The organism is Terriglobia bacterium, from assembly GCA_035712365.1.
Classification (GTDB): Bacteria; Acidobacteriota; Terriglobia; order UBA7540; family UBA7540; genus SCRD01.
Genome location: DASTAW010000042.1, coordinates 1 through 21,636 on the forward strand (window position 1 = coordinate 1; position 21,636 = coordinate 21,636).

Below are 21,636 nucleotides of genomic sequence, written 5' to 3' on the forward strand. Positions count from 1 at the left end.
CAATCGGTCCTTCAGCGTCTGGCCTTCCAGCAGTTCCATGGCGATGAAGGGCCGTCCCTCGTGCTCGCCCACCTCGTATATCGTGCAGATGTTGGGGTGGTTCAACGCCGCAGCGGCGCGAGCTTCGCGCTGGAAGCGCTCGAGGGCCGTAGCGCTGGATTGTAGCGGCGGCGCGGGGACCCCATGTGGCGATCCCGCCCTAGCGGGATCGCCGCTATCTGTCGGTGGCATTGCAATCTCGCCGCTACGCGCCGACGCATCAAAGGGCAAAAACTTGAGCGCGACAAACCGCCCCAGCGTGGTGTCTTCGGCCTTATAAACGACACCCATCCCTCCGCCGCCGAGCTTTTCGAGCACGCGATAATGCGAAATGATGTTGCCTGTCACCCGAGGGGCTCCCCACCCTGTCGTGCCCCAATCATAGGGGGCAAGGCCCGGCATGTCAACGCACGGGGGCAAGGCAGGCCATCTCATTATGCTTGACGTAACGCGTCATTACCGGTATCCTTAGCTTGTGATTGTCAGCTACCGGGACAAGCGCGCCAGCGACTTTGCTGGCGGTAAGCGGGTCAAAGCCTTCTCTGGCTTTGAGCGCTCCGCGCGCCTGAAGCTCGACCGTCTGGAGTCGGCAACGTCACTGAAGGACCTTGCCGCGTTGCCGGGCAATCGTTTTGAAGCCCTGGCAGGCGACCGCAAAGGGCAGTACAGCATCCGTATTAACGATCAATGGCGGATTTGCTTCGAGTGGCCGGACCGGGCGCCGGGGCCGTCAAAGGTGGAGATCGTCGATTACCATTAGGAGGGTTGCTATGCGAATTGCTGCTATTCATCCAGGTGAACACTTGTCAGAGGAACTGCAAGCGCTCGATATGAGCGCGGCGGAATTAGCGCGAAAGATTGGCGTGCCGACCAATCGCATTACGCAAATTTTGAATGGGACGCGCTCGATCACAGGAGATACCGCGCTGCGCCTCGGTCACTTTTTCGGGACCAGCGCGCAGTTCTGGCTCAATCTGCAGAGCCTTTACGACCTGCGAATCGCAGAACAAAGAGCCGGGAAGGCCATCAAAGCGCTGCCCAGACTTAATCGGCACGAACCCGTCCACGCCTAGAGGCCTCGCAGATGGCGACCTGTAGAGGCGGCTTCATGCCGCCATGTGGCGAGGTAAACTCGCCGCTACGCGACGGCTGCGGCGACACAGTTTGATTCCTGTATTGTGGTGGCACGGGCATCCCATTCGCTCTGCTCAGGGCGGGCCTGCCCGTGTTCCTTGGAAGTCACGGCCGGGACGGCTGTGCCACGACCGCAGCACGGGCGAGAGCGCCCATGCCACGTCGTGAGATTTCAGATTGCAGATTCAAGATTTCAGAAACGTCGCAGGCGGGAATTGCCGCCTCCACGCAACCCAGGCTGATATAATGGGCACAATTTCCCTTGAGCGAGGACTTGCCGATGCGGGAAAGTTTCCCTCGTCTGATTGTCACAGACAGTTCCGGTGGAGTGCGCGAAATTGAGATCACCAAGCCTGAATTTACGATGGGACGGCAGAGCGACAACGATCTTGTGCTTTTAGCAAGCCGGATCTCCCGCCGCCACGCGCGCATTCTAAAGACTGACCAGGGCTATCTTCTGGAAGACACGCGAAGCCGCCACGGAACATACGTCAACGGCGCCTTGGTGACCTGTTGCCCGCTGAAGTCCGGCGACCAGATCAACCTGGGCGTCGCGGAGACTTATTCACTGACATTCCTGCTGCAGCAGGCCGAACTCCCCGGTCTGCTGGAGGAACTGGACAAGCCCACTGAAAGCCCCGCCCCGCAGTTGCGCCACCTGAACCTGCTGCTGCAAATGGCCCAGACGCTCTATCGGTCGCCCAGGCTGGAAACAGTGCTAACGGCCCTCGTGGACTCTGCGCTGAGCATCACAGGCGCCGACCGTGGACTGCTGTTCCTGTGTGGGGCGGACGGCAACCTCTATCTGCGGATAGCGCGTGCGCAGGAAGGAATCACACTGGACCCGCCGCCTGAAGACTATTCGCAAGCCGTGGTGCGGCGCGTGGCGGAGACCGGGCGGGAAGAGATGGTGCTGGAGGAAGCCTCAACCGGGCTCGCCACGAACGAGACGATCACTATTCAGGGAAGCGTTCGAGGTGTGGTGGCGGTCCCATTGCAGAAGTCTCTGGTAACGGATGCTCGCGGGGAGTCCATCGCCGGCCTCGCCACCGAACGGCTGGGAGTGCTTTACCTCGACAGCCGCTCGGGAGCCACTTCATTGACGGGACTGGACCGCCAGGTGCTGGATACCCTGGCTGTTGAGGGCGCGACGGTGATTGAAAACGCACGGCTGATACAGCTTACCCGCGAACAGGAGCGCGTGCAGCACGACCTGGAGCTGGCGCGGAACATTCAGCAGGACCTGCTACCGAAGGAGCTGCCCGCAAGCTCATACTTCGGGGTCCACGCCTTCACGGTGCCGAGTTCCAGCGTTGGTGGCGATTACTACGATGCCCTGGCGCTTTCGCAGGACCGGTACGGATTTGTCGTGGCCGATGTTTCCGGCAAGGGACTACCGGCTGCGATCCTCTCCGCCAACTTGCAGGGCGCATTCGCGGCGGTGGCCTCGGCAGACCTGGAACTGTCCGAAACTTTCAGCCGCGTAAATGACTTCCTGCGCCAGCGATCTGGCGCGGGCATGTATGCCACCATGTTTTATGGCGTTATCAGCCCCAATGGAGATTTCAATTTTGTCAACGCCGGTCACAGTTATCCGTTGGTGGTGCGCTCGGACGGGCGAGTGGAGCCGCTCGAAAAGTCAAACTTTCCTCTGGGACTTTTTCCCCGCATTTCATTTGAAGCAGGATGCGCCCACCTGAATGCCGGGGACATCGTCCTGCTCTTTTCAGACGGACTGACCGAAGCGCAGAACTTCAGGGATGAACTGTTCGGGGAATCGCGGCTGAACTGTGTGGCCGGTGAATGCGCAAAGCTGCCCGCCGCCGCTGCCTCTGAAAAAGTTTTGCAATCCGTGAGGAACTTTGTGGGCCCCGCGCCGCCCTCCGACGACCTGACGCTGGTGGTTCTGCGGTTTGGGGCTGTTTAGCACCCTGGCTGCGCCTTACAATCTTTACCGCTGTTAAACCTTGAAGACCGCCCCGCGCAGAATCCGGCACGGCCAACTACTGCTCTGGGGCATCGGCGTCCGGAAAGAGCTGGCCGAGGCCGCGCACGATTTTCTGTTCCTCGGGTGAAAAGCGTTCCTGGAATTGCGGGCTGTCAAGAAACTTCTGCCGTTCCTCGGGCGTCATCGTGCGCATGCGCCGGAGCGCCATCCGCACCTGCGTCCTTTCCGCAGGGCGCAGGTCCCGCCACTCGCCTGACATCTCCCGCACGTTCTGGCGCTGCTCCGGAGTGAGCTGGGAATAAATCTCTTCGCGTTTTCGGAGCTGGTCCTTCTGCTCCGGCGAGAGCTGGTTCCAGTGCTGGAGGTTTTCGCGAATCTTCTGCTGGCGTTCCGGCGGAAGGCCCTGGAAGCGCCTGTCGTTCTTGAGAACGCGCTCCTGCTCTTTGGGCGGAAGGTCGCGGAGCCGCGCGAAAAATCCTTTGCGCTGCGCCGCCTGCATCCTCGGCGCCTGCCGGGCGCGCATTCTGCGGGCCTGGCGGATTTCCATCCTGCGCTCAGCCCGGGTCTGCGAAAACGCCGGAAGCGCCGGAAGCAGTATTCCGCCGAGCAACACTGCCAGCACTGCCGCAGCGCCCGCGCGTTGCGCACGGGTTGGCGGCTGCATTGCGGATTTAGGCATCCAGCATCTCATTACTGTTTCATTCTTATCCTGTCGCCGGGCCGGGTGGCGCAGATACTCGCCTTGTAGTGTCTGCGGTCTCGCGGAGCGAGAGGCACTTGCCTCTATTCATTCCACCCGGTAGATTGCGATAATCGAGGCGTCCTGCAAAAAATAGTACCGCCAGCTTGACCACGGCCGCCTGCTGCCGTGGAGCTTCAGCTCTTGCATCACGCAACTCTACCCCCACTCAGCTTCGCTGAACGCAGACATTGAAAACCAATATCTGCGCCACCCCCCCGCGGCCCTGGTGCCGCGCCTAATCGTCGTTCGCCTGCGGAAGCTCGGAAAGCGCGTCAAAGTTCGCCACCACTTCGTAGTCTTCCAGCACTCGAAGGTTCTCGTCCATTTTCAATTGGTCTTCCGCGGGCAGGGGCTGCCGCGCAGCCGCGCTTGTTGCCGGCTGCCGGGGCGAGGCTATCACCGCCACGGGCTGCTGCTGAATGGCCAACGGCTGCTGATTTTCAACCACCCCGCGGTGGCTGAAAACCACCACTCCCGCCAGAATCAGGACCATTACGGCCACCGCGACCGTCACAGCCAGAAACCCGAAAAATCGGAGATTCTGTTGCCCGTTTGCGGCCACCCGGTCGCGGATCCTGGCGTCAAACCAGGGAGAAGGCTCGGCGACGCTCCAGTAATTAAGCGCCTCCTCAAGCCTGTGGTATTCCTCCGCCGCGCGGACGCAATCGGAGCAGCCGGCAAGATGCCGGCGAACCGCTTCAGCCTCTTCGGGCTGGAGCATCTGGTGAACAAACAGAAACAGCTTTTCACGATCGTTGCACTTCATAACTGCCCTCCCCTGACCAACGGCTCGAGGCGCGCGCGAAGGGTCTCATAAGCGCGGAATAGCAGCGACTTGACGGCGCTCTCCGACACCTTCAATATCCCCGCAATCTGGCGGTAATCCACGTCCTGGTACTTGTGCAGGATCACCGCGGCGCGCTGGTTTTCCGGCAGTGCCTCGATGGCTTCGCGGATCATGCGGCCGCGGTCGGTTTCAATCAGTTCCTGCTCGACGGAAGCCTTCGGATCGGTAAATTCGAGCGGCGTTTCACCGTCTTCCGGCCGGCCGTTGCCACCCTGATGCTGCCGCCCCCTCGCGTTCCGAATGGCGTTGAGGGCGAGGTTGGTGGCAATCCGGTAGAGCCAGGTGGTAAAGCGCGCGTCCGGACGATAGCGATGGCGTGCCTTGTAGACGCGGAGAAAGGCCTCCTGTGCCAGGTCTTCCGCCAGGGCCTGGTCGCGGACCATCCTGCAAAAGTATTTGACCAAGGGCAGGCGATAGCGCCGGAGGAGTTCGTCGAATGAAGCGGCATCGCCCTGGCGAACCCGCAACATCAAGTCGAGATCCGAGTCAACCACCATCGCGCCCACACCAGATATAACACACGATCCGCCAAAGAGTTGCGGCCGGGCCCATATTGTGGCACGGCCACTCTGGCCGTGTCTTTTGACCTCAGCACAGGCGAGAGCGCCTGTGCCACAAATCAATTCGATCAGGGGTTCAGCACCTTGCGGGCCGTCTCCGCTCCGAACGCCGGCAACTTCGGGTCCGTCAGAAGCCCGATTTGCTTCAGCACGGAAGCCTGGTCCCAGTAGATGTGCTCGTGGGCCAGCTTGCCTTCGCGAAAGTGAACGATAACCACCAGGGGCACCTCAACATGGCGGTTGGTTGGAGGAACGCCGGGAAGCATCCAGGGCATTTCCTGAGTGTGGGTGAACGAAAAAATCATTTCGTCCACAAGCTGATCCTCGCCAACGGTCCTCGACACGGGCGTTAATGTCGTGTCGGGCGGCATGCCAGGGATGAAGTCGCGCGAATAGAAATCCCGCAAGGCGGCCTTGCCCTGTCCCCCGGTCATCACCGGCACGTGGTTGACATGAGCGTCTTCCACCATGGTCGCCAAGGTGGCTTCCGTGTCTCGCGTCACAAATTCATGTTTCGTATGTTCTTCCCATAATGAGGGCAGGTTCGGAGTTTTCATGGCGCCAATTCTACCACGGCCGTAAAGGCGGCTTTGGGCCTGTAAATTCATATGGCCCAACCCGTTCCGGCCAGATTGCCGGACGCAACTTTCCGGCCCCAGCCGGGTTGATACAACCTGGAAGCGTCTGTCGCGCAAGGGGTGTAATCGAAAGAGTACGGCTGAAGAAGCCTAGGCGGGCGAGGGCTTTTCGGGGCATGGCGGAGACATTCACCTCCAACACCGACGTTAAAGTGTACCGTGTTGCCGTAAGCTTCAGTATCTCAAGCACTTGTCTGTCATTGCCCTGCTGAGGCCGGTCGGCGTGCCTGTTTTGACTCTAGCGATGGCTAACTGACTGCCAAGAAAACTGTTGGGAGGCTTAGTAGCGGCGAGTTTACCTCGCCATAAGTCCAGTATTTGTAATACATGGCTGGCGACATAAAGCCGCCGCTACGTGCTTTTCAGTCGCCTGCCTAAAGGGTTTACGTAAAATTTTCATGACATTGGAAACTCACGTGCTATTTAGAGCTTCTGAGGGAAGTGGAGGAGGGCGAGTTGGTCGAAAGGTAGCCATCAGAGGTGACAGGAGAAGCAGGAAGCAGCACAATCTCGTGGAAGGATTCCGGCTGCCAAAGGGGGATCAAGATGCGCAAATACGAAATTAAGGGGATGCTCACCCTGCTCAGCGGGCTTTTTCTGCTGAGTTCCGGCCTGTTGCTGGCCAGCCCGCAGGAGACGCAAGGCAGAGATGACATTGCAATCACCACATCCATCCAGGCCAAGCTTTTCCAGGACCCGTCGCTCAAGATGCAGGACATCCAGGTGTCAACCCAGAACGGGGTTGTCACGCTGACCGGCACGGTCGAGACGCAGGACCAGCAGTCCGCGGTTGACCACATCGCCAGCATGGAACCCGGCGTGGTGAAAGTCATTGACAGCCTCAGCGTGAACGAATCGGCCTCAACACCTCCCGCCGACGTGGAGTCTTCGCAGTCTGCGCCTCCGCAGGCAGCAGATGAACCTCCGCAGGCGGCAGATGAGCCTCCGCAGACGGCAGATGTGCCTCCACAACCGGCGGCGCAGACGCACTCGTTCGGTGGCGATGCTCAGCAGCAGACCGTCCCCGCCAGCCTGCACCTGTCCTCCGGAACAATGATATCGGTACGGCTCAATCAGGGGATCTCGACCAACCGCAACAAGTCGGGCGATGCCTTTACGGCCACGCTTGAACAGCCTGTGGTTGTAAACGGCTGGGTGGTAGCGCGGCGCGGCCAGACTATCGAGGGCAGGGTTTTGAATGCGGTGAAGGGCGGGCGCGTTAAAGGGACCTCGAAACTGCAAATCGCCTTGACGAGATTGACGCTGGTGGACGGTCAGCAACTGCCTGTGCAGACCCAGTTCGTCCAGGCGTCCGGCGGCACCACCAGGGGGCGTGACGCGTCGGCCATCGGAACTACAACCGGCGCCGGCGCCGTGATTGGCGCAATCGCCGGAGCGGGAGAAGGCGCAGCCATCGGCGCGGGGATCGGCGCGGCAGCAGGCGTTGCCGGAGTCCTGTTGACCCGCGGACGGCCTACGGTGATTCCGCCTGAAGCGCTGCTGACCTTCCGCCTGGAAACTTCGGCGGACATCTCCACAGCACAGGCGCAGGCGGCCTTCCGTCCCGTGACCCAGCAGGACTATCCGCAGAATGCCTTGCAGCAGCGGCCTGGCCGGGCCTATCCGCCTCGTCCGCCCTATGGATATCCGATGGGGGGCTACTATGTCGGGCCGGGTTACTACTCACCCTACTGGGGCTGGGGACGTCCGTACTATGCACCCGGCTTCGTCTTCAACTTCCGCAGCGGCCGCGGTTGGCGCCGCTAAGCCTCTTCCCGCCGGGGCGGCCAGCCAACAACCTTATGCTCCCGCCCCCGCACTCGGCTCGGAGGCTGCTACGATCTCCGGGCATTATGCGAAACCTCGGGCCACAAGAGGGCGCGACTTCAGGGTCGCCTCTGAGCGCGGCCGAAAAACCACTTTGATGGGCATCAGCCTGTGACCGCCGGTTCCATGCCATGGCCGGAAACCAATTGCGGGTGTCGGGGCCGCGCAACCATGACTGAGCATGCGCCCAGAGCCACGGCCAGGCTGATGGCGCCGAACAAGGCCATCGAACCAGGATAGATTTGCTGAAGCCAGCCGGTCAGATAAGGACCGAGGATAGCGCCCAGCCGCCCGACTCCGAGCATTGTGCCCACCGCAGTCCCTCGCACTTCGGTATCATAAGACGCGGCTGTGAAACTGTTCAGAATATTCATTCCACCCAGAATGCAGAACCCTCCAGCCGCTACGAAAAAGATGTTGAGGACGTGATGGTTGACACAGGCAAGCGCCAGGACCGCGAGCGCGCCTCCCAGCCACCAGACAAATAGGAAATTGCGGTCCCTGCCGGTGCGCTCGGCGAGCAGGCCACACAGCAGCGAGCCCACGAATCCCATCACCTGGATCAACGCTCCGAAACCGAAGCTCACCGCAAAAGTTTCACCGCGCTCCATCATGGCCGTGGGAATCCAACTCGTCAGCCCGAAGATACTGAACAAAATGAAGAATGCTGTGCACCAAACCGCCAGAGTGGTGCGGCGGTTGTTGCTCGACAGGAGTAAAGCCAACGATGCCGAGCGATCGTGCGCCTCCGGGAAAATGAATCGCGCTTCGGAACTGCTGTAAGCGGCAGCTCGGGAGGGATTCAGGCGGCTGAGGACGGCAGGAAGGTCGCGCACGCGGCCACGCATGGCCGCAAACTGGAGGCTCTCGGGAAGCGCGAGGTGGCAGGCCACAACCAATACTATGGAGAGTGAGGCGGCGTAATAGAGCGCCTGCCATCCGAAAGATGGGGTCAGGAAAACGCCGACGCCCGACGCCACCACGCCTCCGACAGCCCAACCAAGCGCCCAACCCCAGGTGGTAAAGGTGTGGAGCGTGCGGCGGGGCGCAAACTCCGTGAGGTAAGTTACGCCGATGGGCAGCAGCGCACCGAGACCGATACCGGTCAGTACGCGAAGGGCGCAGAAGGTCTCGAAGGAGTGCGCGAACACGGCCGTGCAGAGGCTGAAAATGGTTGCGATCCACAGCGCCCCCAGCAGCGTCGCGCGGCGGCCATAACGGTCAGAAAACCTGCCTTGCGCAAGCGAGCCGAACATGAAGCCTACCAGCCCGCTCGAAACCAGCAACCCGGCGTGACTGGGGGCCAGTCGCCACGGCTTCAGGACATAATGAATAACGTAGGCCGGGCTGAAAGTGTCATAGCCGTCGAAGAAAACGGCCAGGCCAATGAGCACCGCGATCAGCCGGTGGTAAGGTCCCACCTGGGCGTTTGCAATTTCCTCGCGGACGTCAATCACATCGCACCATAGCAGACAGCCTTGGATTCTCCTGAATTGGCCAGGCGCCTCAAGTGGGCAGGTCTCATCCATCGTACACGACCCGGTCCGCATTGCACAGTCGCACACGAGAAGAGCCCGGCTCCTGTCAAGCTACGGCCAGGTTTCCGTTTTTCTGACGAAGCTTTGGCGTCTAATCAAGTGCAAGGCTAGGTGGAGGCTACGGAGGTTACGGGCAGGGCCCCCGCGGCGTTACCCACGGGGGCTGCTCGGGATCCCGGCATAGACGGGCCGGAACCAGATTTGCTTCTGTTGGCTCGCTTACTGGGGAGGCGGGGTTGTCGTCGAGCTCGTACTACCCTTGTGATGCTTTTTGGAACTCTTCTTCTTCTTGGTCTTCTTATGTTTCTTCGGGGTTGTTTGGCTCTGGGCCGGGGCGTTTTCGTCGCCCTGAGTCTGCTGGCCTGCAGCGAACGCAGGCATGGTCATTGCGACGGCTACCATCAAGGTGAAAAGCATTGCAGTGAGTTTTTTCAAAGCCTTAGCTCCTTTCGATAAGGGGATAATGTTTTCCCCGCACTTAAACTGCCGAAGTATTGCCCGGTTTGAAACCCCTTTTACTACAACAGTTCGTCCCATTGCGACGACTCCCAAATAGTACGGCCATTGCAAACATTAGTGTCGTCTCTACACTGCCATCGAGAAATTTTTCTCTCCCGGCCCTCGTGCGGAAGGTCTGCCTCCGCCCAGTCCATTTTGGGACGTTTTCGAACCAGCGCCTATTGCGCGCGGGCACAGTCGCCTCTATACTGGAGCGGCTTTTCATAGCTGATAACGGAGGAGGACTTATGGCGCCAATTTCACGGCGTGATGCTGGGAAAATTCTTGTTGCTGGGACGGCGGGCGTGCTGCTGGCAAAGACATCGAGCTTTGCCGCGCCGAAGGTTGATTCCGTGGTGCGCGGAGTGACGATTGGAGCGCAGAGTTATTCTTTTCGCGACCGGCCGCTCGATGCCGCCATCCAGGGTTACCTGGCGGTGGGGCTGAGCGAATGCGAGCTTTACCAGGGCCACGTTGAACCCGCCCATCTGGGGCGCGAGGCGCTGCGAAAGTGGCGGCTGACCGTCCCGATGGGCCACTTCCATGAGGTGCGCCAGAAATTCGACAACGCCGGAATCGACCTTTACGCTTACAACTACAGCTTCCGCAAAGGCTTTACGCAGGAGGAAATGGACCGGGGATTCCAGATGGCCCGCGCACTGGGAGTGAAATACATCACCGCGTCCTCCAACGTGAGCCTGGCGCACCAGGTTGACCTGCTGGCCCAGAAATACAAAATCACGGTGGGCTTCCACGGCCACGACGACACGCGGGACCCTGACGAGTTCTCCACCGCCGCGAGCTTCGAGCGCGCGCTCGAGGGAGCTTCGCCCTACCTCGGCATCAATCTCGACATCGGACACTTCACGGCCGCCAACCAGGACGCCGTCAGCTTCCTTCGCCGATATCATCAGAAAATGGTGACCCTCCACATCAAAGACCGCAAAAAGAACCATGGCGACAACCTGCCCTTCGGCGAAGGCGAAACGCCCATCACGGCGGTGCTCCACCTGCTGCGCGACAACCACTGGAAAATTCCCGCCAACATCGAGTACGAGTACGGCAAGAAGGGAATGGATACCGTCGCCGAAATGAAAAAGTGCTACGCCTACTGCCGCCAGGCGCTGGAAAGCTAGCGTGCTGCGTCAAAGAAATGGGTTTCCCACGTAGCGCCGGCCCCGTCGGGGCGGGGTCGGCACGTGCCCACCTGAAGGTGGGCGCTACAAGAGCCAATATTTCTGGCGGACCCCTTCGCGCCGCCTGAAACTGGAGATGCGAGGCGCGTTTTGCGCGACCGCAAACTCGCGGTTATCGACACCGTTTCAGCTAATTCTGAGCTCGCATCCCACGGAGCGAGTTGCTTTCAAATCTTGCAACGTATAAACTGAATACCGGGACAATTCCAGAAAATAAATCCGGGTTGGTTCGTCCGACCGTTGGGTATCAGGCTTCAGTTTACGGGCAAGGCCGAACTGACTACTCAAGGAATGGAGGGCCTGCTATGCGTCGGTTTCTCGTTGTACCCTTTTTCGTTACCATCCTCGCAACTCCTCTCACGCTGTTTGCCCAACGGCCTGTTCCCGCTCGAGCTGAGCAGCGAATCAGCGATGACGTTCGCCACGAAATCCTGATGCTTCCCTACTACAACGTATTTGACAACATCATGTACAAGGTACAAGGTTACAACGTCACGCTGATGGGAGCGGTGACGAGACCTACCGTGAAGAGTTCCGCGGGAAACGTGGTGAAGCGCATTGAAGGCGTGGAGAAAGTTGATAACCAGATTGAAGTCCTGCCGCTGTCCAGCATGGACGACGGGTTGCGGATCAGGCTTTTCCGCGCCATCTACGGGTATACGGCATTGCAGCGGTATGCTCTGTCCGTCCAGAAACCCATCCGCATCATCGTCAAGAACGGCAACGTGACCCTCGAAGGCGTGGTGGATAACGAAACAGACAAGAACATGGCGAACATCCGCGCCAAAGGCGTCTCCGGAGTCTTCTCAGTAAAAAACAACCTGAGAGTTGTTAAGCCCTGAAAGGCGCCGCGAGTACAGATCACGGCAGCATTAGGCGTTCCCCTTTGGGTTCGGGAACAGCGTGACCAAATTCTTTGGCGGTATCAATCCACAGTTGAATGGCTTCGTTGGCGTGAGCTAGTGCCATCTCCTGCGTGTCGCCGTGGGCCATGCATCCCGGCAACTCCGGCACCTCTACGACAAAAACCTGGTCCTCGTTGCTCCAGTAAATGATGACCTCGTACTTGTGCATGGCTAGGCCCTTTCTCCTGCCGGGTTGAAGCCCGGCGCTACTCCCGCGAGTGGAAGGGATCGGTCCTGGCGTCGGACGTGCCGGGTTCGGGGCTCGAGATATCGAGGTTCACCACGATGGGTTCCTGGCCGCTGCGGACCACAACGCCTTCGACGGGCTGGTCGGAGCGCGCATTCATCTCCTGGTGCGGAACGAACGGCGGCACGTAGACGAAATCGCCGGGGCCGGCATCGGCAACGTGTTCGAGATGGTCTCCCCAGCGAAACCGCGCATGGCCGCGCACGATGTAGATGACGGTTTCGAGTTCACCGTGGTGGTGCGCGCCCGAGCGCACCGCCGGCCCCACCACCACCGTTCCCGCCCAAAGCTTGCTGGCTCCCGTGCGGGCGCGGGTAATGGCCGCTTCGCGGGTCATGCCGGGCGTCTGCGGCGTGTTGGGGTCGAGATCGTTCCCCCGCACAACCTTGATGCCGTGTTCTTTCCAGTCGGTCACCTGTCAGCTTTCCTTGTCGCCGGGCCGGTGGATGGCCAGCACGAAGTATTGGGCGTGGCCTTCGCCCGCGTTACGGATGCCGTGAACGTCGTTGGAAGAGATATAAGCCACTGAGCCCGGCCCCGCCTTGATGGACTTTCCGCTGATGGTAACCTCCAGCGTGCCCTGGCGAATGAGGAACATCTCCTCATGCGAGTGGTGGTGGGGCGGATGGGGCATGGCGCCGGGGGCAAGGTCAGACTCGTGAATTTCCAGCCGGCAATTTTCATGGGTGAGGCCGTCGAGCACTGGACGGGAAGTGTTCGTCTTGCCGTGGTGCGCCGGCAGTTGGGAAAATTCATAAACCTTTGAGGGCAGATAATTCTTTTCGGCCGCCAGCGCGCCGGTGGCCACGAGGGCAGGAAGCGCGGCGAGGAAAGCTCGTCGTGGATTGTTCATGAAATGTCTCCTTGAGAAGTTTATGGATCTGGCGTTTGAACGAATGACGAAGTTTGATTTTCCTTCCTGGCCAGCATGCGGAAGACGCCCGCGACGGCCTCGGGCTCAAGTTCAGTCGCGTGCCAGTGCAGGTTTGGGAACGGCACCAGTTCGGCCTGAAGTTGCCCCAGGCTCTTGCCGCCGTGCATCCCTGAGCGCACGCTCCCGTAAAGCCATTCGAGGAAGCCGCGGAATTGCTGCACCCTGGCCCTCCCGGCGGGCTGGCCGTGCCCCGGAACGTACACATCAACGCTCCACGACTCGACTTTGCGCAGCGTGTCGATCCAGTGCTCCATGTTGGAGGAACTGATGCGGGGGATGTATTCGTTTTCAAAAATGTTACCGAGAAAAAGCACCTTCGAACCCGGCAGATAAACCGCGGCGTCGCCCGGCGAGGCGTTGTCACCCAGGTTGAGCAATCTGATCTCCTGCCCGCCCACCTTGATGGTGTCCTCCTTTTCGAACGTCCCGGTGGGTGGAAGCGGATGGACGCCGCGCATGCTGGCCGCGATCTTCCAGTTGCCTTCGATGCGGGCGGGAAATCCATTCTTGTAATCACGCATCTCCTGGGCGGCCCGGGGCGTGGAAAGGATAGAAGGTTGGAAATCCTCAAACGATTCGTTCCCCAGCATCACGTCAGGCGAAGCGCCTGTATTGATAACGTAGCGGACAGGCTGGTCGGTTCGCTTGCGAATTTCATACAACAGGGTGCGGGCATTGAAGGGGCTGTTGGTGGTGTTAATGACAACCACGCCTTCGGGCGTGATGACAAAGCCTGCATTGCCGGCGCGGTTGAACTGCGGATCACCTTCCTGATTAAGGATATCCTTCGCGACCCAGACGAAAACGTTCGGCTTGACTTCCTGGATGTCATAGTAGCTGTCATCTGCGGCCAAACCCATCCGCGGCATGGCGAAAACGAACAGCGCGGCGATTAAACTGAGAAAGCCGGAAAAGGAGAAGACCCAACCCGAGTGGCTGCAGGACCAGGAGCGTCCTCTGGGTTTATTTTGAGAAGCCGGCGAACTTGCCGGACCCTGGTGTTGCATCTCAAATATCCACATAAACCTGCGCGCGCCACCCGCCTGCCGTTTGTTGCAGGCTTAGTTGATGATAGGTGACCGCTTTGACCATCAGGTTAGTCAGGTGCCGTGCCGGGTCTATTTTCTCGCCCCAGGCTATGCCTGTGACGGCATGCTCGTCAAGACTCACAACTCTGAAATCGCGGAATAACCAGCGATCGGCGTCATGCTGGAAAAGGACTTCACTAAGCCAGTTTACCAGAAGATCGGGCGCATCCGTGCCCTTAACTTCAATGCTGACCTCTTCCCGTGGCTCAACCGCGGTCGGTTCCGCAATCAGGTACGCCAGCGCCAGGGCCGCGTTCTCAAACACCTCGGCGAGCGTGAGGCCGAAAGCTTCAAAGCCAACGTCGGCTGTGTGCTCCAGAATGCGAAAGCGTGACATGAGCCCCCATTGGCGGAAGCAGCAGACACCCATGATTTCGTGCGGCAGCATGCGCCGGGGGCCCGGCGGCATGGCCTTCCGCCCGTTACATATCATACCGGAGAGCCGGACGGTCGGTGTCGGAAACGGTGCCTCCTTTTGGCACATATCCTCACAAAACACATTCTCCGCCCAAAACTTCCTTTCTTTTCGAGAACGGTTCCACAGGATCGCCGAAAGCTTCCGATTCATCGGTAGTTTTCGCAAAATCGACAACGACCGAAAGTATTCATTGACATTCTTCTCATCGTGTGCAATTAATATCCCAGCAGGTTGGGGAGATTCAATTTTATTGCAAGTCTACGGTTGGGGTCGGCTTATTTCCTTTGTCGCCCAAACCCTTCGTCAGTCTAAGGTTTATCTCCAATATCAGGAAGGCGGAGGTAGCGCAGTATGAGGTTTCAGTCTGTTTTTAAACTCACGTTATGGCTCCTCGTGGCCGCCACCTTTGGGTCCATCTCGGCGGAACGGGTGAATGCTCAGGTTCTATACGGCTCAGTCGCTGGAACCGTTACCGACCAAACGGGTGCCGTGGTGCCGGGGGCAGCCATTACAATTGTGAATGACAACACCGGTTTCACCCGCAATGCTTCTACTGCATCTGCCGGTGACTACCACATCACGGACCTCCCTGCCGGGACCTATACGCTCAGCATTACGGCGCAGGGCTTCAAACCTGTTAAGCATACCGGCGTTGCTGTCAGCGTGGGTTCAACCAACCAGCAGGACGTGCAATTATCGGTTGGCGCTGTCACTCAGGAAGTCACGGTAGCCGGTTCTACCGTATCGCTTCAAACGCAGACGACCGACGTCCATACAACCATCAGCAGCTATGCGGTCGAGAACCTGCCGCTGAATGTCTACCACAACTTCCAGAGCGTCGAACTTCTGGCTCCAGGCGTTGTTTCGCTGTCAGCCATTCAAAACAACTACCCCAATTCGCTTGCTGACGCTCCGGACCGTTCGCTCGCCATCAATTCGAACGGCCTGCCGCAGCACATCAATACTTCGCGGGTAGACGGCGCCACCAACGTGTTTCTGTGGCTGCCGGACCACATGGTGGTGGTGCCGCCGGCGGCAACCGTGCAGGAAGTCAACGTACAGACTTCCAACTTCAACGTCCAAAAAGGACTGACGGCCGGCGCGGCCACGGACGTGATTACCAAGTCCGGGACGAACCAGTTCCATGGAAACCTTTACGGATACCACACCGACCAGGCGCTGAATGCGCAAAACGCGCTGGTCCATACCTCCGGCTCCAAGCCCAAAGACATTCGGAACAACGACGGCGTGTCTGTGGGAGGGCCGATTATCAAGAATAAGATGTTCTTCTTCGGCAACTGGGATGGATATTACCAGCGCCAGAACGCCGCCGATACGGGCCTGATTCCGCCCACGGACATGCGGAACGGCGACTACTCTGCGTATCTCGGCGCTAACGTTTATAATTGCGCCGTCGCCCCCGATGCCAACGGCAACTGCGCCGCACCTGTTCCGGAGATGGTGCAAACCACGGAAGGCGCAACGGTTCAGTTGCAGCAAGGAATGGTTTTTGACCCCACGACCGGCAATCCGCTGACTGGCCAGGGCCGTCAGGTCTTTTCGTCCGGCGGCGCCTTGAACATGATTCCTGCCGCGCGCATGTATGCGGGAGCTTCAAACTTCTGGCAACTGATGGCCCCTTATACTCCGAACAACACGCTCGGACAGCCCTTCACTGAAAACACGGCCCAGAATGACATCCGGCTGAGAAATTCAAGCTGGGACCGGAACATCTACACTGGAAAAGTTGACTACAACATCAGCGACCGCCAGTCGGTATGGGCCAAGTACACGTTGCAGAAAGCTATCCTCAACGATGGCAGTGATTATGGCGTCGCGGGGCAGGGTGGCGGCACCGGGCTCACCCATGATACAGCTCAGACAGTGACCATTGGGCACACCTGGACCGCCAAGCCGGACCTCGTGCTCACGGGACACGTCGGCTTCACCCGCATGGGGGAGCATAATCAGTTGCCGGATTTCGGCAAGGAGTTTGGCCAGACCGTTCTCGGCCTGATCAACAGCAACACACCGCTCGATGATCCGCGTTACAGTGGCATGCCTGGCATTACCCTCGGCGGCGGATTCACAACACTCGGAACCAACCAGTCATGGGAACCCATGTGGCGAAATGACTGGCAGTTAACGCTGGATGAAAACGCGACCTGGATCAAGGGGAAGCACTCGATTGTGTTTGGATTCGATGCCGCGCACAATCACCTGAACCAATGGCAGCCGGAGATCCTCTGCTGCGTGCGCGGAAACATCTTTACGTCAAGCGATAACACGTTCCTCAATCTGGCGACGGACGCGCTGGGCACCGGAAAACAACCCCAGCTCTACGACAACACCGGAGCCCCGGTTGGCTTCAACTCCGCGCCCTGGAACGCTATCGCTGAATTCAACCTCGGCCTGGCGAATGAAGTCCAGAACGGCCAGCAGTTCATCAAGCTCACCAACAAGGACTGGCAGGAGGCCCTCTACATCGGAGACACCTACCGGGTAACACAAAAGCTCACAGCGACACTGGGACTCCGTTGGGAATACTTCCCGCTCATCACCCGCGACGGCGCCAGCAAGTTCGAGGTGTATGATCCAAAAACCAATCAACTGGTTCTGGGCGGACTGGGAGGTAACGATACTCACCTCAGCAACACGGCCCTCGCGGTAACCAGCAGCAAGAAGCTTTTTGCTCCGCGCCTGGGGCTGGCTTACCAGCTCAACGACAAGACAGTGGTCCGCAGCGCTTTCGGAATCACCTATGACACGCTGCCTCTCGAGAGGCCCTTGCGCGGGTTCTTCCCGTATACCATCGCCGCGGACAACTTTGTCGCAGGCAACAGCCACGTCACGCGTTTCCTTCCCTATTCAAGCTTTAATCTCGGAAACAACACAGCGAATGCAATTCCGGGATTGGCTGATGGCGTGCCGCTCATCCAGGGCCCGACAGGATTCGCATCGGGAGTGCTGGTTCCACCTGGCAACGTGGTAATCGGCAGCCTGGGCCCCGGCGAGTACCATCGCGGATATGTGGAGTCGTGGAATTTCACGGTCGAGAGAAAGCTTCCCGGCTCGATTCTGCTGAACGCCGGCTACGTGGGCAACCACCTTGTGCATGAATTCAATTTCCGGGACATCAACGCGGCGCCCCTTGGCACCGGAGGCTCCGGACAGCCTCTTTCCGTCTTCGGCCGAAACATCAAGACCCTGCAAGGCCAGGGATACCTGGACTCCCACTACAACTCCCTGCAGGTTTCGATTTACCGGAGGGTTTCGACCGGCCTGTTCCTGCAAGGGGCCTACACTTATTCGAAAGTAATCGCGTATCAAGATGACGAGGCAGCTTCATCGTCCAACAGCGGACTGCGGTTCAACTGTCCTCCATCCTCGGCCCTGCCGCAGGGATGCCAGCCGTTCAATCGTGGAGCGCCAGCCTTTGACCACACCCATGTGCTGAAAATGGCGTTCGTCTATCATCTGCCATTCGGGGCGGGCCAGAGGTGGGCCACCAGCGGGCCAGCCAGATACATCCTCGGAGGGTGGCAGACCAACGGTATATTTACTGGGCTTTCCGGAAGTCCGTTGACCGTCACTCAGAGCAGCTCGTTCCTCAACACTCCGGCCACCAGCCAGGTTCCCGATAACGCTGGCGGGCTCAATATGCTCAAGGAAACCGGGCCGGACCAACTGTGGTTTAATACAACTGCCTTCGTGCCGACCAAGGAGGTACGATTGGGTACGGCAGGGCGCGGCCTTTCCTGGCTGCGCGGGCCGGGCCTTACACAACTCGACTTCAGCGTTTTCCGCAATTTCAAATTTGCGGAACGGTATAACCTGGCGCTGCGGTTCGAGGCGCTGAACCTTTCCAACACTCCTCACTGGAGTAATCCGAGCACGAGCTGTTCGATAAAAACCGGACCTGGCGATGGTGTTTGCGGTGGCGGCTTCGGGCAAATCACCGACGCGTTCGGCGAGAGGATTTTCCAGATCGGAGCGCAGATAGATTTCTGACACGTCAGGCCGGCCCACCCCAGGGTGTACCGGCGCCTGACCTGACCTGCCGTGATGAGGTCAGTCACGGCTTGAAACGGTCCATTAACAGCGCGGGCAGGGACTGCGAGGTTTCTGCCCGCCAGAAGTTCCGCTTTTTCCGCTACCCGCAGGGCATGCCTCAAGGCAAAATATTCCCGACGATTAATCACACGCAAAAACTCGCGGCGCACGGACTCAGGAGAAAGAGAGCGTGCCGCGGGCGAACCATTTAGGGAGGGAACACATGAAGCGAGGATTGCTGATTCTGCTGGCCTTTGCAGTTTGCGCAGGCATTGCCGTTCCGCTGCTGCGGTCTGAAAGAATAATGACCTGGTCGCAGGGGCGTTCCATGATTACGACACAACTCGGCATCGCTGCCGCGGAACAGCCCCTGGCCGCGCAGGCAGGCGCTGCAATCCTCGCCGAAGGCGGTTCGGCGGCTGACGCGGCCATTGCCACGAGCGCCGCGATGGGATTGATGCAGCCCATGATGAACGGCATGGGCGGCGACCTGTTTGCCATCGAATATGACGCAAAGAGCGGCAAGGTCAGTGGCCTGAATTCGAGCGGCTGGGCTCCGGAGGGGCTGACGCTCTCATACCTCCAGTCCAAAGGCCTCAATCATATTCCAGGTACCGGCATGCTGTCTGTTACCGTCCCGGGCTGTGTGATGGGCTGGTGGGAGCTTCACCAGAAATTCGGCAAGCTTCCCTGGAAAGAGCTCTTCAAGCCGGCCATCTATTACGCCACGCACGGCTTCCCCATTGCGCAGTGGAACAGCATGTACTGGCCGGCATACGCCAACACGCTGCGCAAGGATCCGGAAGCGGTGCGCGTCTTTCTTCCCGGAGGACAGCCGCTTAAACTCGGCGAAATCTTCCGCAATCCCGATTACGCCAAGGCGCTCGAACTGGTCGCCAACGAGGGCGAACGCGCATTCTACGAGGGCGGCATCGCCCAGGCGATTGTGAAAACATCGCAGGAACTCGGCGGTGTCATCAGCGCGCAGGACCTGAGCGAGTACAAGGCGGAGTGGGTTGACCCGCTTCAAACCGACTACCGCGGCTGGAAGGTCTTTGAAATCCCTCCCAACTCGCAGGGTATCGCCGCGCTGATGATGTTGAACATCATGGGGCAGTTCCCGCTTTCGACTTACGGACCCGAAAGCACCCAGCGGTTTCACATTGAGATGCAGGCGCAACAATTGGCTTATGCGGACCTGCACCGTTACGTCGGCGATCCCCGTTTCGCCAAGGTGCCCGTCGAGGGAATGCTCTCGCTGGATTACGCCAAAGCTCGCGCCGGCCTGATTGATCCCAATGAGGCGAAATGCGATTTCCAGGCGGGCACGCCGCCCGGCGCGGACCCCAACACTGCCGTCGGCGCCCTTCACCCTGGGAGGGACACCAGCTATCTGACCGTGGTCGATCGCGATGGAAACATTGTTTCCCTGATCCAGAGCCTGGCCGGTGCATTCGGATCGGGAGTTGCTGTGCGCGGCTACGGCTTCATCCTGCAGAATCGCGCCACCGGATTCACGCTGAAGCCCGGGAGCCCTGACGTCCTCGCTCCCCACAAACGGCCCTTCCACACGATCATCCCGGCGTTCATGGAACGCGGCGACGTTCATATCGGGTTCGGCATCATGCGCGGAGGCAACCAGCCGCTGGCCCACGCCCAGTTCGTTTCAGACATTGTTGATTACGGCATGAACATTCAGCAGGCGCTCGAGGCGCCGCGCTTTAACCAATTCGGCCGGGGCGGCTGCAGCTACATTATTGAAAGCCGCGTTCCGAAACAAACATTGACCGGACTTTCCGTGCTGGGATATGACTTGCGAGTCGCGGGACCGTTTGCGGAGTGGGTCGGCGGCGGACAGGCGGTCCTTCACAATTCGGCCGAGGAAGTAAACTACGGCGCGTCAGACCCGCGAAAGGACGGCGAAGCGATTCCCCAGCCGCCGCCCCAAGACTGATCGCGACACTCACATTTCTACTCTGGAAGCAACGGCGGCCGCGACCGGGCGGCGAACAGCCTCTGTCCGGGCTTACCGCAAAGGACCGTCTGTGCGGTCCGGCGCTTCCCATGCTGTTTCCCGTCGGCTTTCTTTCACGCAAACTGTGATAACTTAAATTCAGTGTCCCTACCCCGCGGAGTAGCCATGGTCTCGTGTGTTCGCGCGCAGCGTGCCGGGCCGGAGTTCTGCGGCTGGCTTGCGGGCAAGCGGGCGCGTCCTTGAAGAACAGTATCGCCGGTACCCGGCAAAATGAGGCGAGGCGGCACCGGCAGATTTAATAAGCGGATTGGCAGGAGGAGATCTCCTTGATTAACGGCGCCTGGTTATGGGTTGCAGTGCTGGTGGTCGTCCTTATCGTTCTCGGAATTCAAGTATATTTTTCCCGAATGCGGCGCAGCCTGTTGCGGCTGAGGATCGACCTGGATAAGGCCTGGGCGGGCATCGACTCACTGCTGAAGCAGCGCAATGACGAAATCCCCAAGCTGCTGGGAACATGCCGCGGTTACATGCCGCAGGACCATGAGGCTTTTGAACCCATCACCCGGGCGCGGAGGGATTACCTCAAGGCGCGGACCATGCAGGAGAAATCGCTGGCCGATTTCGCCATGGCAGGCGCGATGGAAACAATCTTCAAAGTCGCCGCGGATTATCCGGGGCTGAAGTCAAACAACAACTTCACCAAAATCAGGAAGCAGAATGCTGATTTGGAACGCGGCATCGAGGAGCAGCAGGCATTCTTCAACGAACTTGTCAGCGCATACAACCATCGCATCCGCAGCTTTGCGGGATCGATCATTGCCCGCAGGGCCCGTCTGGAATTGCGAGAGCCAATTCCCAATCCGGACATGGGAGAGGAAGCTTGACCGGGACCTGATCGTCTCCGATAGCTAGTGTTGCGTTCTTAAATTGCATTGACTTAATCAGGCGGCGAGGGGATCGCCTGTATAAGTCCACTGAAAGGGTTGTGCCTCCTGGTTATAGGCGTTGATGAAACCCATGAGCCGTTCGACCAGTTCCTCCCGCGACCG

At 59.3% G+C, this 21,636-nt stretch carries 21 protein-coding genes; 9 read left to right on the top strand and 12 right to left on the bottom strand.

Annotated elements, in window-relative coordinates; translation table 11 throughout:
* A partial coding sequence (locus tag VFQ24_13480; GenBank protein ID HET9179362.1) for a hypothetical protein occupies positions 1-459 on the bottom strand: 459 nt, incomplete at its 3' end.
* 55 nt (positions 460-514) lie between these two features.
* On the opposite strand from VFQ24_13480, the gene VFQ24_13485 reads away from it, so the two are divergent.
* The 3 genes from VFQ24_13485 (at position 515) to VFQ24_13495 (ending at position 3,100) form a co-directional block, all read left to right on the top strand.
* A complete protein-coding gene (locus VFQ24_13485; GenBank protein HET9179363.1) occupies positions 515-799 on the top strand; it encodes a type II toxin-antitoxin system RelE/ParE family toxin in 285 nt (94 codons plus the stop codon).
* Positions 800-809: 10 nt separating this feature from the next.
* Positions 810-1,112, top strand: a complete 303-nt coding sequence (locus VFQ24_13490) for a HigA family addiction module antitoxin (GenBank protein HET9179364.1) — start codon at positions 810-812, stop codon at positions 1,110-1,112.
* A 341-nt stretch (positions 1,113-1,453) separates the two neighbouring features.
* The gene (locus VFQ24_13495; GenBank protein HET9179365.1) at positions 1,454-3,100 is read left to right on the top strand and encodes a SpoIIE family protein phosphatase; all 1,647 of its coding nucleotides are present in this window, start codon (positions 1,454-1,456) and stop codon (positions 3,098-3,100) included.
* A 76-nt stretch (positions 3,101-3,176) separates the two neighbouring features.
* On the opposite strand, the gene VFQ24_13500 is transcribed toward VFQ24_13495, so the two are convergent.
* From VFQ24_13500 to VFQ24_13515, 4 genes are all read right to left on the bottom strand, one after another.
* The gene (locus VFQ24_13500; protein ID HET9179366.1) at positions 3,177-3,800 is read right to left on the bottom strand and encodes a DUF3106 domain-containing protein; all 624 of its coding nucleotides are present in this window, start codon (positions 3,798-3,800) and stop codon (positions 3,177-3,179) included.
* A gap of 298 nt (positions 3,801-4,098) precedes the next feature.
* Positions 4,099-4,629 carry an anti-sigma factor gene (locus VFQ24_13505; protein ID HET9179367.1) on the bottom strand — a complete coding sequence of 177 codons (531 nt, stop codon included), beginning with the start codon at positions 4,627-4,629 and terminating at the stop codon, positions 4,099-4,101.
* Positions 4,626-5,207, bottom strand: coding sequence for a sigma-70 family RNA polymerase sigma factor (locus VFQ24_13510; GenBank protein HET9179368.1), 582 nt, complete (start codon positions 5,205-5,207; stop codon positions 4,626-4,628). The genes VFQ24_13505 and VFQ24_13510 overlap by 4 nt, the downstream gene beginning before the upstream one ends.
* Positions 5,208-5,338: 131 nt before the next feature.
* The gene (locus VFQ24_13515; GenBank protein ID HET9179369.1) at positions 5,339-5,827 is read right to left on the bottom strand and encodes an ester cyclase; all 489 of its coding nucleotides are present in this window, start codon (positions 5,825-5,827) and stop codon (positions 5,339-5,341) included.
* Between the two features lie 627 nt (positions 5,828-6,454).
* Between VFQ24_13515 and VFQ24_13520 the strand changes: the two genes are divergently transcribed.
* Positions 6,455-7,675 carry a BON domain-containing protein gene (locus VFQ24_13520; protein ID HET9179370.1) on the top strand — a complete coding sequence of 407 codons (1,221 nt, stop codon included), beginning with the start codon at positions 6,455-6,457 and terminating at the stop codon, positions 7,673-7,675.
* Positions 7,676-7,839: 164 nt separating this feature from the next.
* Here VFQ24_13520 and VFQ24_13525 read toward each other — a convergent pair whose 3' ends face one another.
* Entirely contained in the window at positions 7,840-9,192 is a 1,353-nt protein-coding gene (locus VFQ24_13525; GenBank protein HET9179371.1) for an MFS transporter, read from the bottom strand.
* Positions 9,193-9,492: 300 nt separating this feature from the next.
* Positions 9,493-9,810: a hypothetical protein gene (locus tag VFQ24_13530; GenBank protein HET9179372.1), complete on the bottom strand. Its 318-nt coding sequence runs from the start codon at positions 9,808-9,810 to the stop codon at positions 9,493-9,495.
* A gap of 209 nt (positions 9,811-10,019) precedes the next feature.
* Here VFQ24_13530 and VFQ24_13535 point away from each other — a divergent pair, with 209 nt between their 5' ends.
* On the top strand, positions 10,020-10,907 hold the full coding sequence (locus VFQ24_13535; protein ID HET9179373.1) for a sugar phosphate isomerase/epimerase: 888 nt from the start codon (positions 10,020-10,022) through the stop codon (positions 10,905-10,907).
* Between the two features lie 365 nt (positions 10,908-11,272).
* On the top strand, positions 11,273-11,809 hold the full coding sequence (locus VFQ24_13540) for a BON domain-containing protein (protein HET9179374.1): 537 nt from the start codon (positions 11,273-11,275) through the stop codon (positions 11,807-11,809).
* A gap of 19 nt (positions 11,810-11,828) precedes the next feature.
* Here the strand turns inward: VFQ24_13540 and VFQ24_13545 are convergent, their stop codons facing one another.
* The 5 genes from VFQ24_13545 to VFQ24_13565 form a co-directional block, all read right to left on the bottom strand.
* Complete coding sequence (locus VFQ24_13545) at positions 11,829-12,041, bottom strand: type II toxin-antitoxin system HicB family antitoxin (protein ID HET9179375.1); 213 nt, start codon at positions 12,039-12,041, stop codon at positions 11,829-11,831.
* A gap of 37 nt (positions 12,042-12,078) precedes the next feature.
* Positions 12,079-12,534, bottom strand: coding sequence for a cupin domain-containing protein (locus tag VFQ24_13550; GenBank protein HET9179376.1), 456 nt, complete (start codon positions 12,532-12,534; stop codon positions 12,079-12,081).
* 3 nt (positions 12,535-12,537) lie between these two features.
* Positions 12,538-12,972, bottom strand: coding sequence for a cupin domain-containing protein (locus tag VFQ24_13555; GenBank protein HET9179377.1), 435 nt, complete (start codon positions 12,970-12,972; stop codon positions 12,538-12,540).
* Between the two features lie 20 nt (positions 12,973-12,992).
* Entirely contained in the window at positions 12,993-13,907 is a 915-nt protein-coding gene (locus VFQ24_13560; protein HET9179378.1) for an MBL fold metallo-hydrolase, read from the bottom strand.
* A gap of 154 nt (positions 13,908-14,061) precedes the next feature.
* Positions 14,062-14,550: an archease gene (locus tag VFQ24_13565; protein ID HET9179379.1), complete on the bottom strand. Its 489-nt coding sequence runs from the start codon at positions 14,548-14,550 to the stop codon at positions 14,062-14,064.
* Between the two features lie 360 nt (positions 14,551-14,910).
* On the opposite strand from VFQ24_13565, the gene VFQ24_13570 reads away from it, so the two are divergent.
* From VFQ24_13570 to VFQ24_13580, 3 genes are all read left to right on the top strand, one after another.
* On the top strand, positions 14,911-18,570 hold the full coding sequence (locus tag VFQ24_13570; protein HET9179380.1) for a TonB-dependent receptor: 3,660 nt from the start codon (positions 14,911-14,913) through the stop codon (positions 18,568-18,570).
* A gap of 265 nt (positions 18,571-18,835) precedes the next feature.
* The gene (ggt, locus tag VFQ24_13575; protein ID HET9179381.1) at positions 18,836-20,566 is read left to right on the top strand and encodes a gamma-glutamyltransferase; all 1,731 of its coding nucleotides are present in this window, start codon (positions 18,836-18,838) and stop codon (positions 20,564-20,566) included.
* 347 nt (positions 20,567-20,913) lie between these two features.
* Positions 20,914-21,471 (top strand): LemA family protein, encoded by a 558-nt coding sequence (locus VFQ24_13580; protein HET9179382.1) that lies wholly within the window; start codon positions 20,914-20,916, stop codon positions 21,469-21,471.
* The last annotated feature ends 165 nt before the right edge of the window (positions 21,472-21,636 follow it).

Bases quoted from the DNA above. Each gene is read 5' to 3' on its own strand.
- VFQ24_13490 (HET9179364.1), top strand. From the start codon at position 810: ATGCGAATTGCTGCTATTCATCCAGGTGAACACTTGTCAGAGGAACTG.
- VFQ24_13495 (HET9179365.1), top strand. From the start codon at position 1,454: ATGCGGGAAAGTTTCCCTCGTCTGATTGTCACAGACAGTTCCGGTGGA.
- VFQ24_13500 (HET9179366.1), bottom strand. From the start codon at position 3,800: ATGCCTAAATCCGCAATGCAGCCGCCAACCCGTGCGCAACGCGCGGGC.
- VFQ24_13505 (HET9179367.1), bottom strand. From the start codon at position 4,629: ATGAAGTGCAACGATCGTGAAAAGCTGTTTCTGTTTGTTCACCAGATG.
- VFQ24_13510 (HET9179368.1), bottom strand. From the start codon at position 5,207: ATGGTGGTTGACTCGGATCTCGACTTGATGTTGCGGGTTCGCCAGGGC.
- VFQ24_13515 (HET9179369.1), bottom strand. From the start codon at position 5,827: ATGAAAACTCCGAACCTGCCCTCATTATGGGAAGAACATACGAAACAT.
- VFQ24_13520 (HET9179370.1), top strand. From the start codon at position 6,455: ATGCGCAAATACGAAATTAAGGGGATGCTCACCCTGCTCAGCGGGCTT.
- VFQ24_13530 (HET9179372.1), bottom strand. From the start codon at position 9,810: ATGGGACGAACTGTTGTAGTAAAAGGGGTTTCAAACCGGGCAATACTT.
- VFQ24_13535 (HET9179373.1), top strand. From the start codon at position 10,020: ATGGCGCCAATTTCACGGCGTGATGCTGGGAAAATTCTTGTTGCTGGG.
- VFQ24_13540 (HET9179374.1), top strand. From the start codon at position 11,273: ATGCGTCGGTTTCTCGTTGTACCCTTTTTCGTTACCATCCTCGCAACT.
- VFQ24_13545 (HET9179375.1), bottom strand. From the start codon at position 12,041: ATGCACAAGTACGAGGTCATCATTTACTGGAGCAACGAGGACCAGGTT.
- VFQ24_13555 (HET9179377.1), bottom strand. From the start codon at position 12,972: ATGAACAATCCACGACGAGCTTTCCTCGCCGCGCTTCCTGCCCTCGTG.
- VFQ24_13565 (HET9179379.1), bottom strand. From the start codon at position 14,550: ATGCCGCCGGGCCCCCGGCGCATGCTGCCGCACGAAATCATGGGTGTC.
- VFQ24_13570 (HET9179380.1), top strand. From the start codon at position 14,911: ATGAGGTTTCAGTCTGTTTTTAAACTCACGTTATGGCTCCTCGTGGCC.
- ggt (HET9179381.1), top strand. From the start codon at position 18,836: ATGAAGCGAGGATTGCTGATTCTGCTGGCCTTTGCAGTTTGCGCAGGC.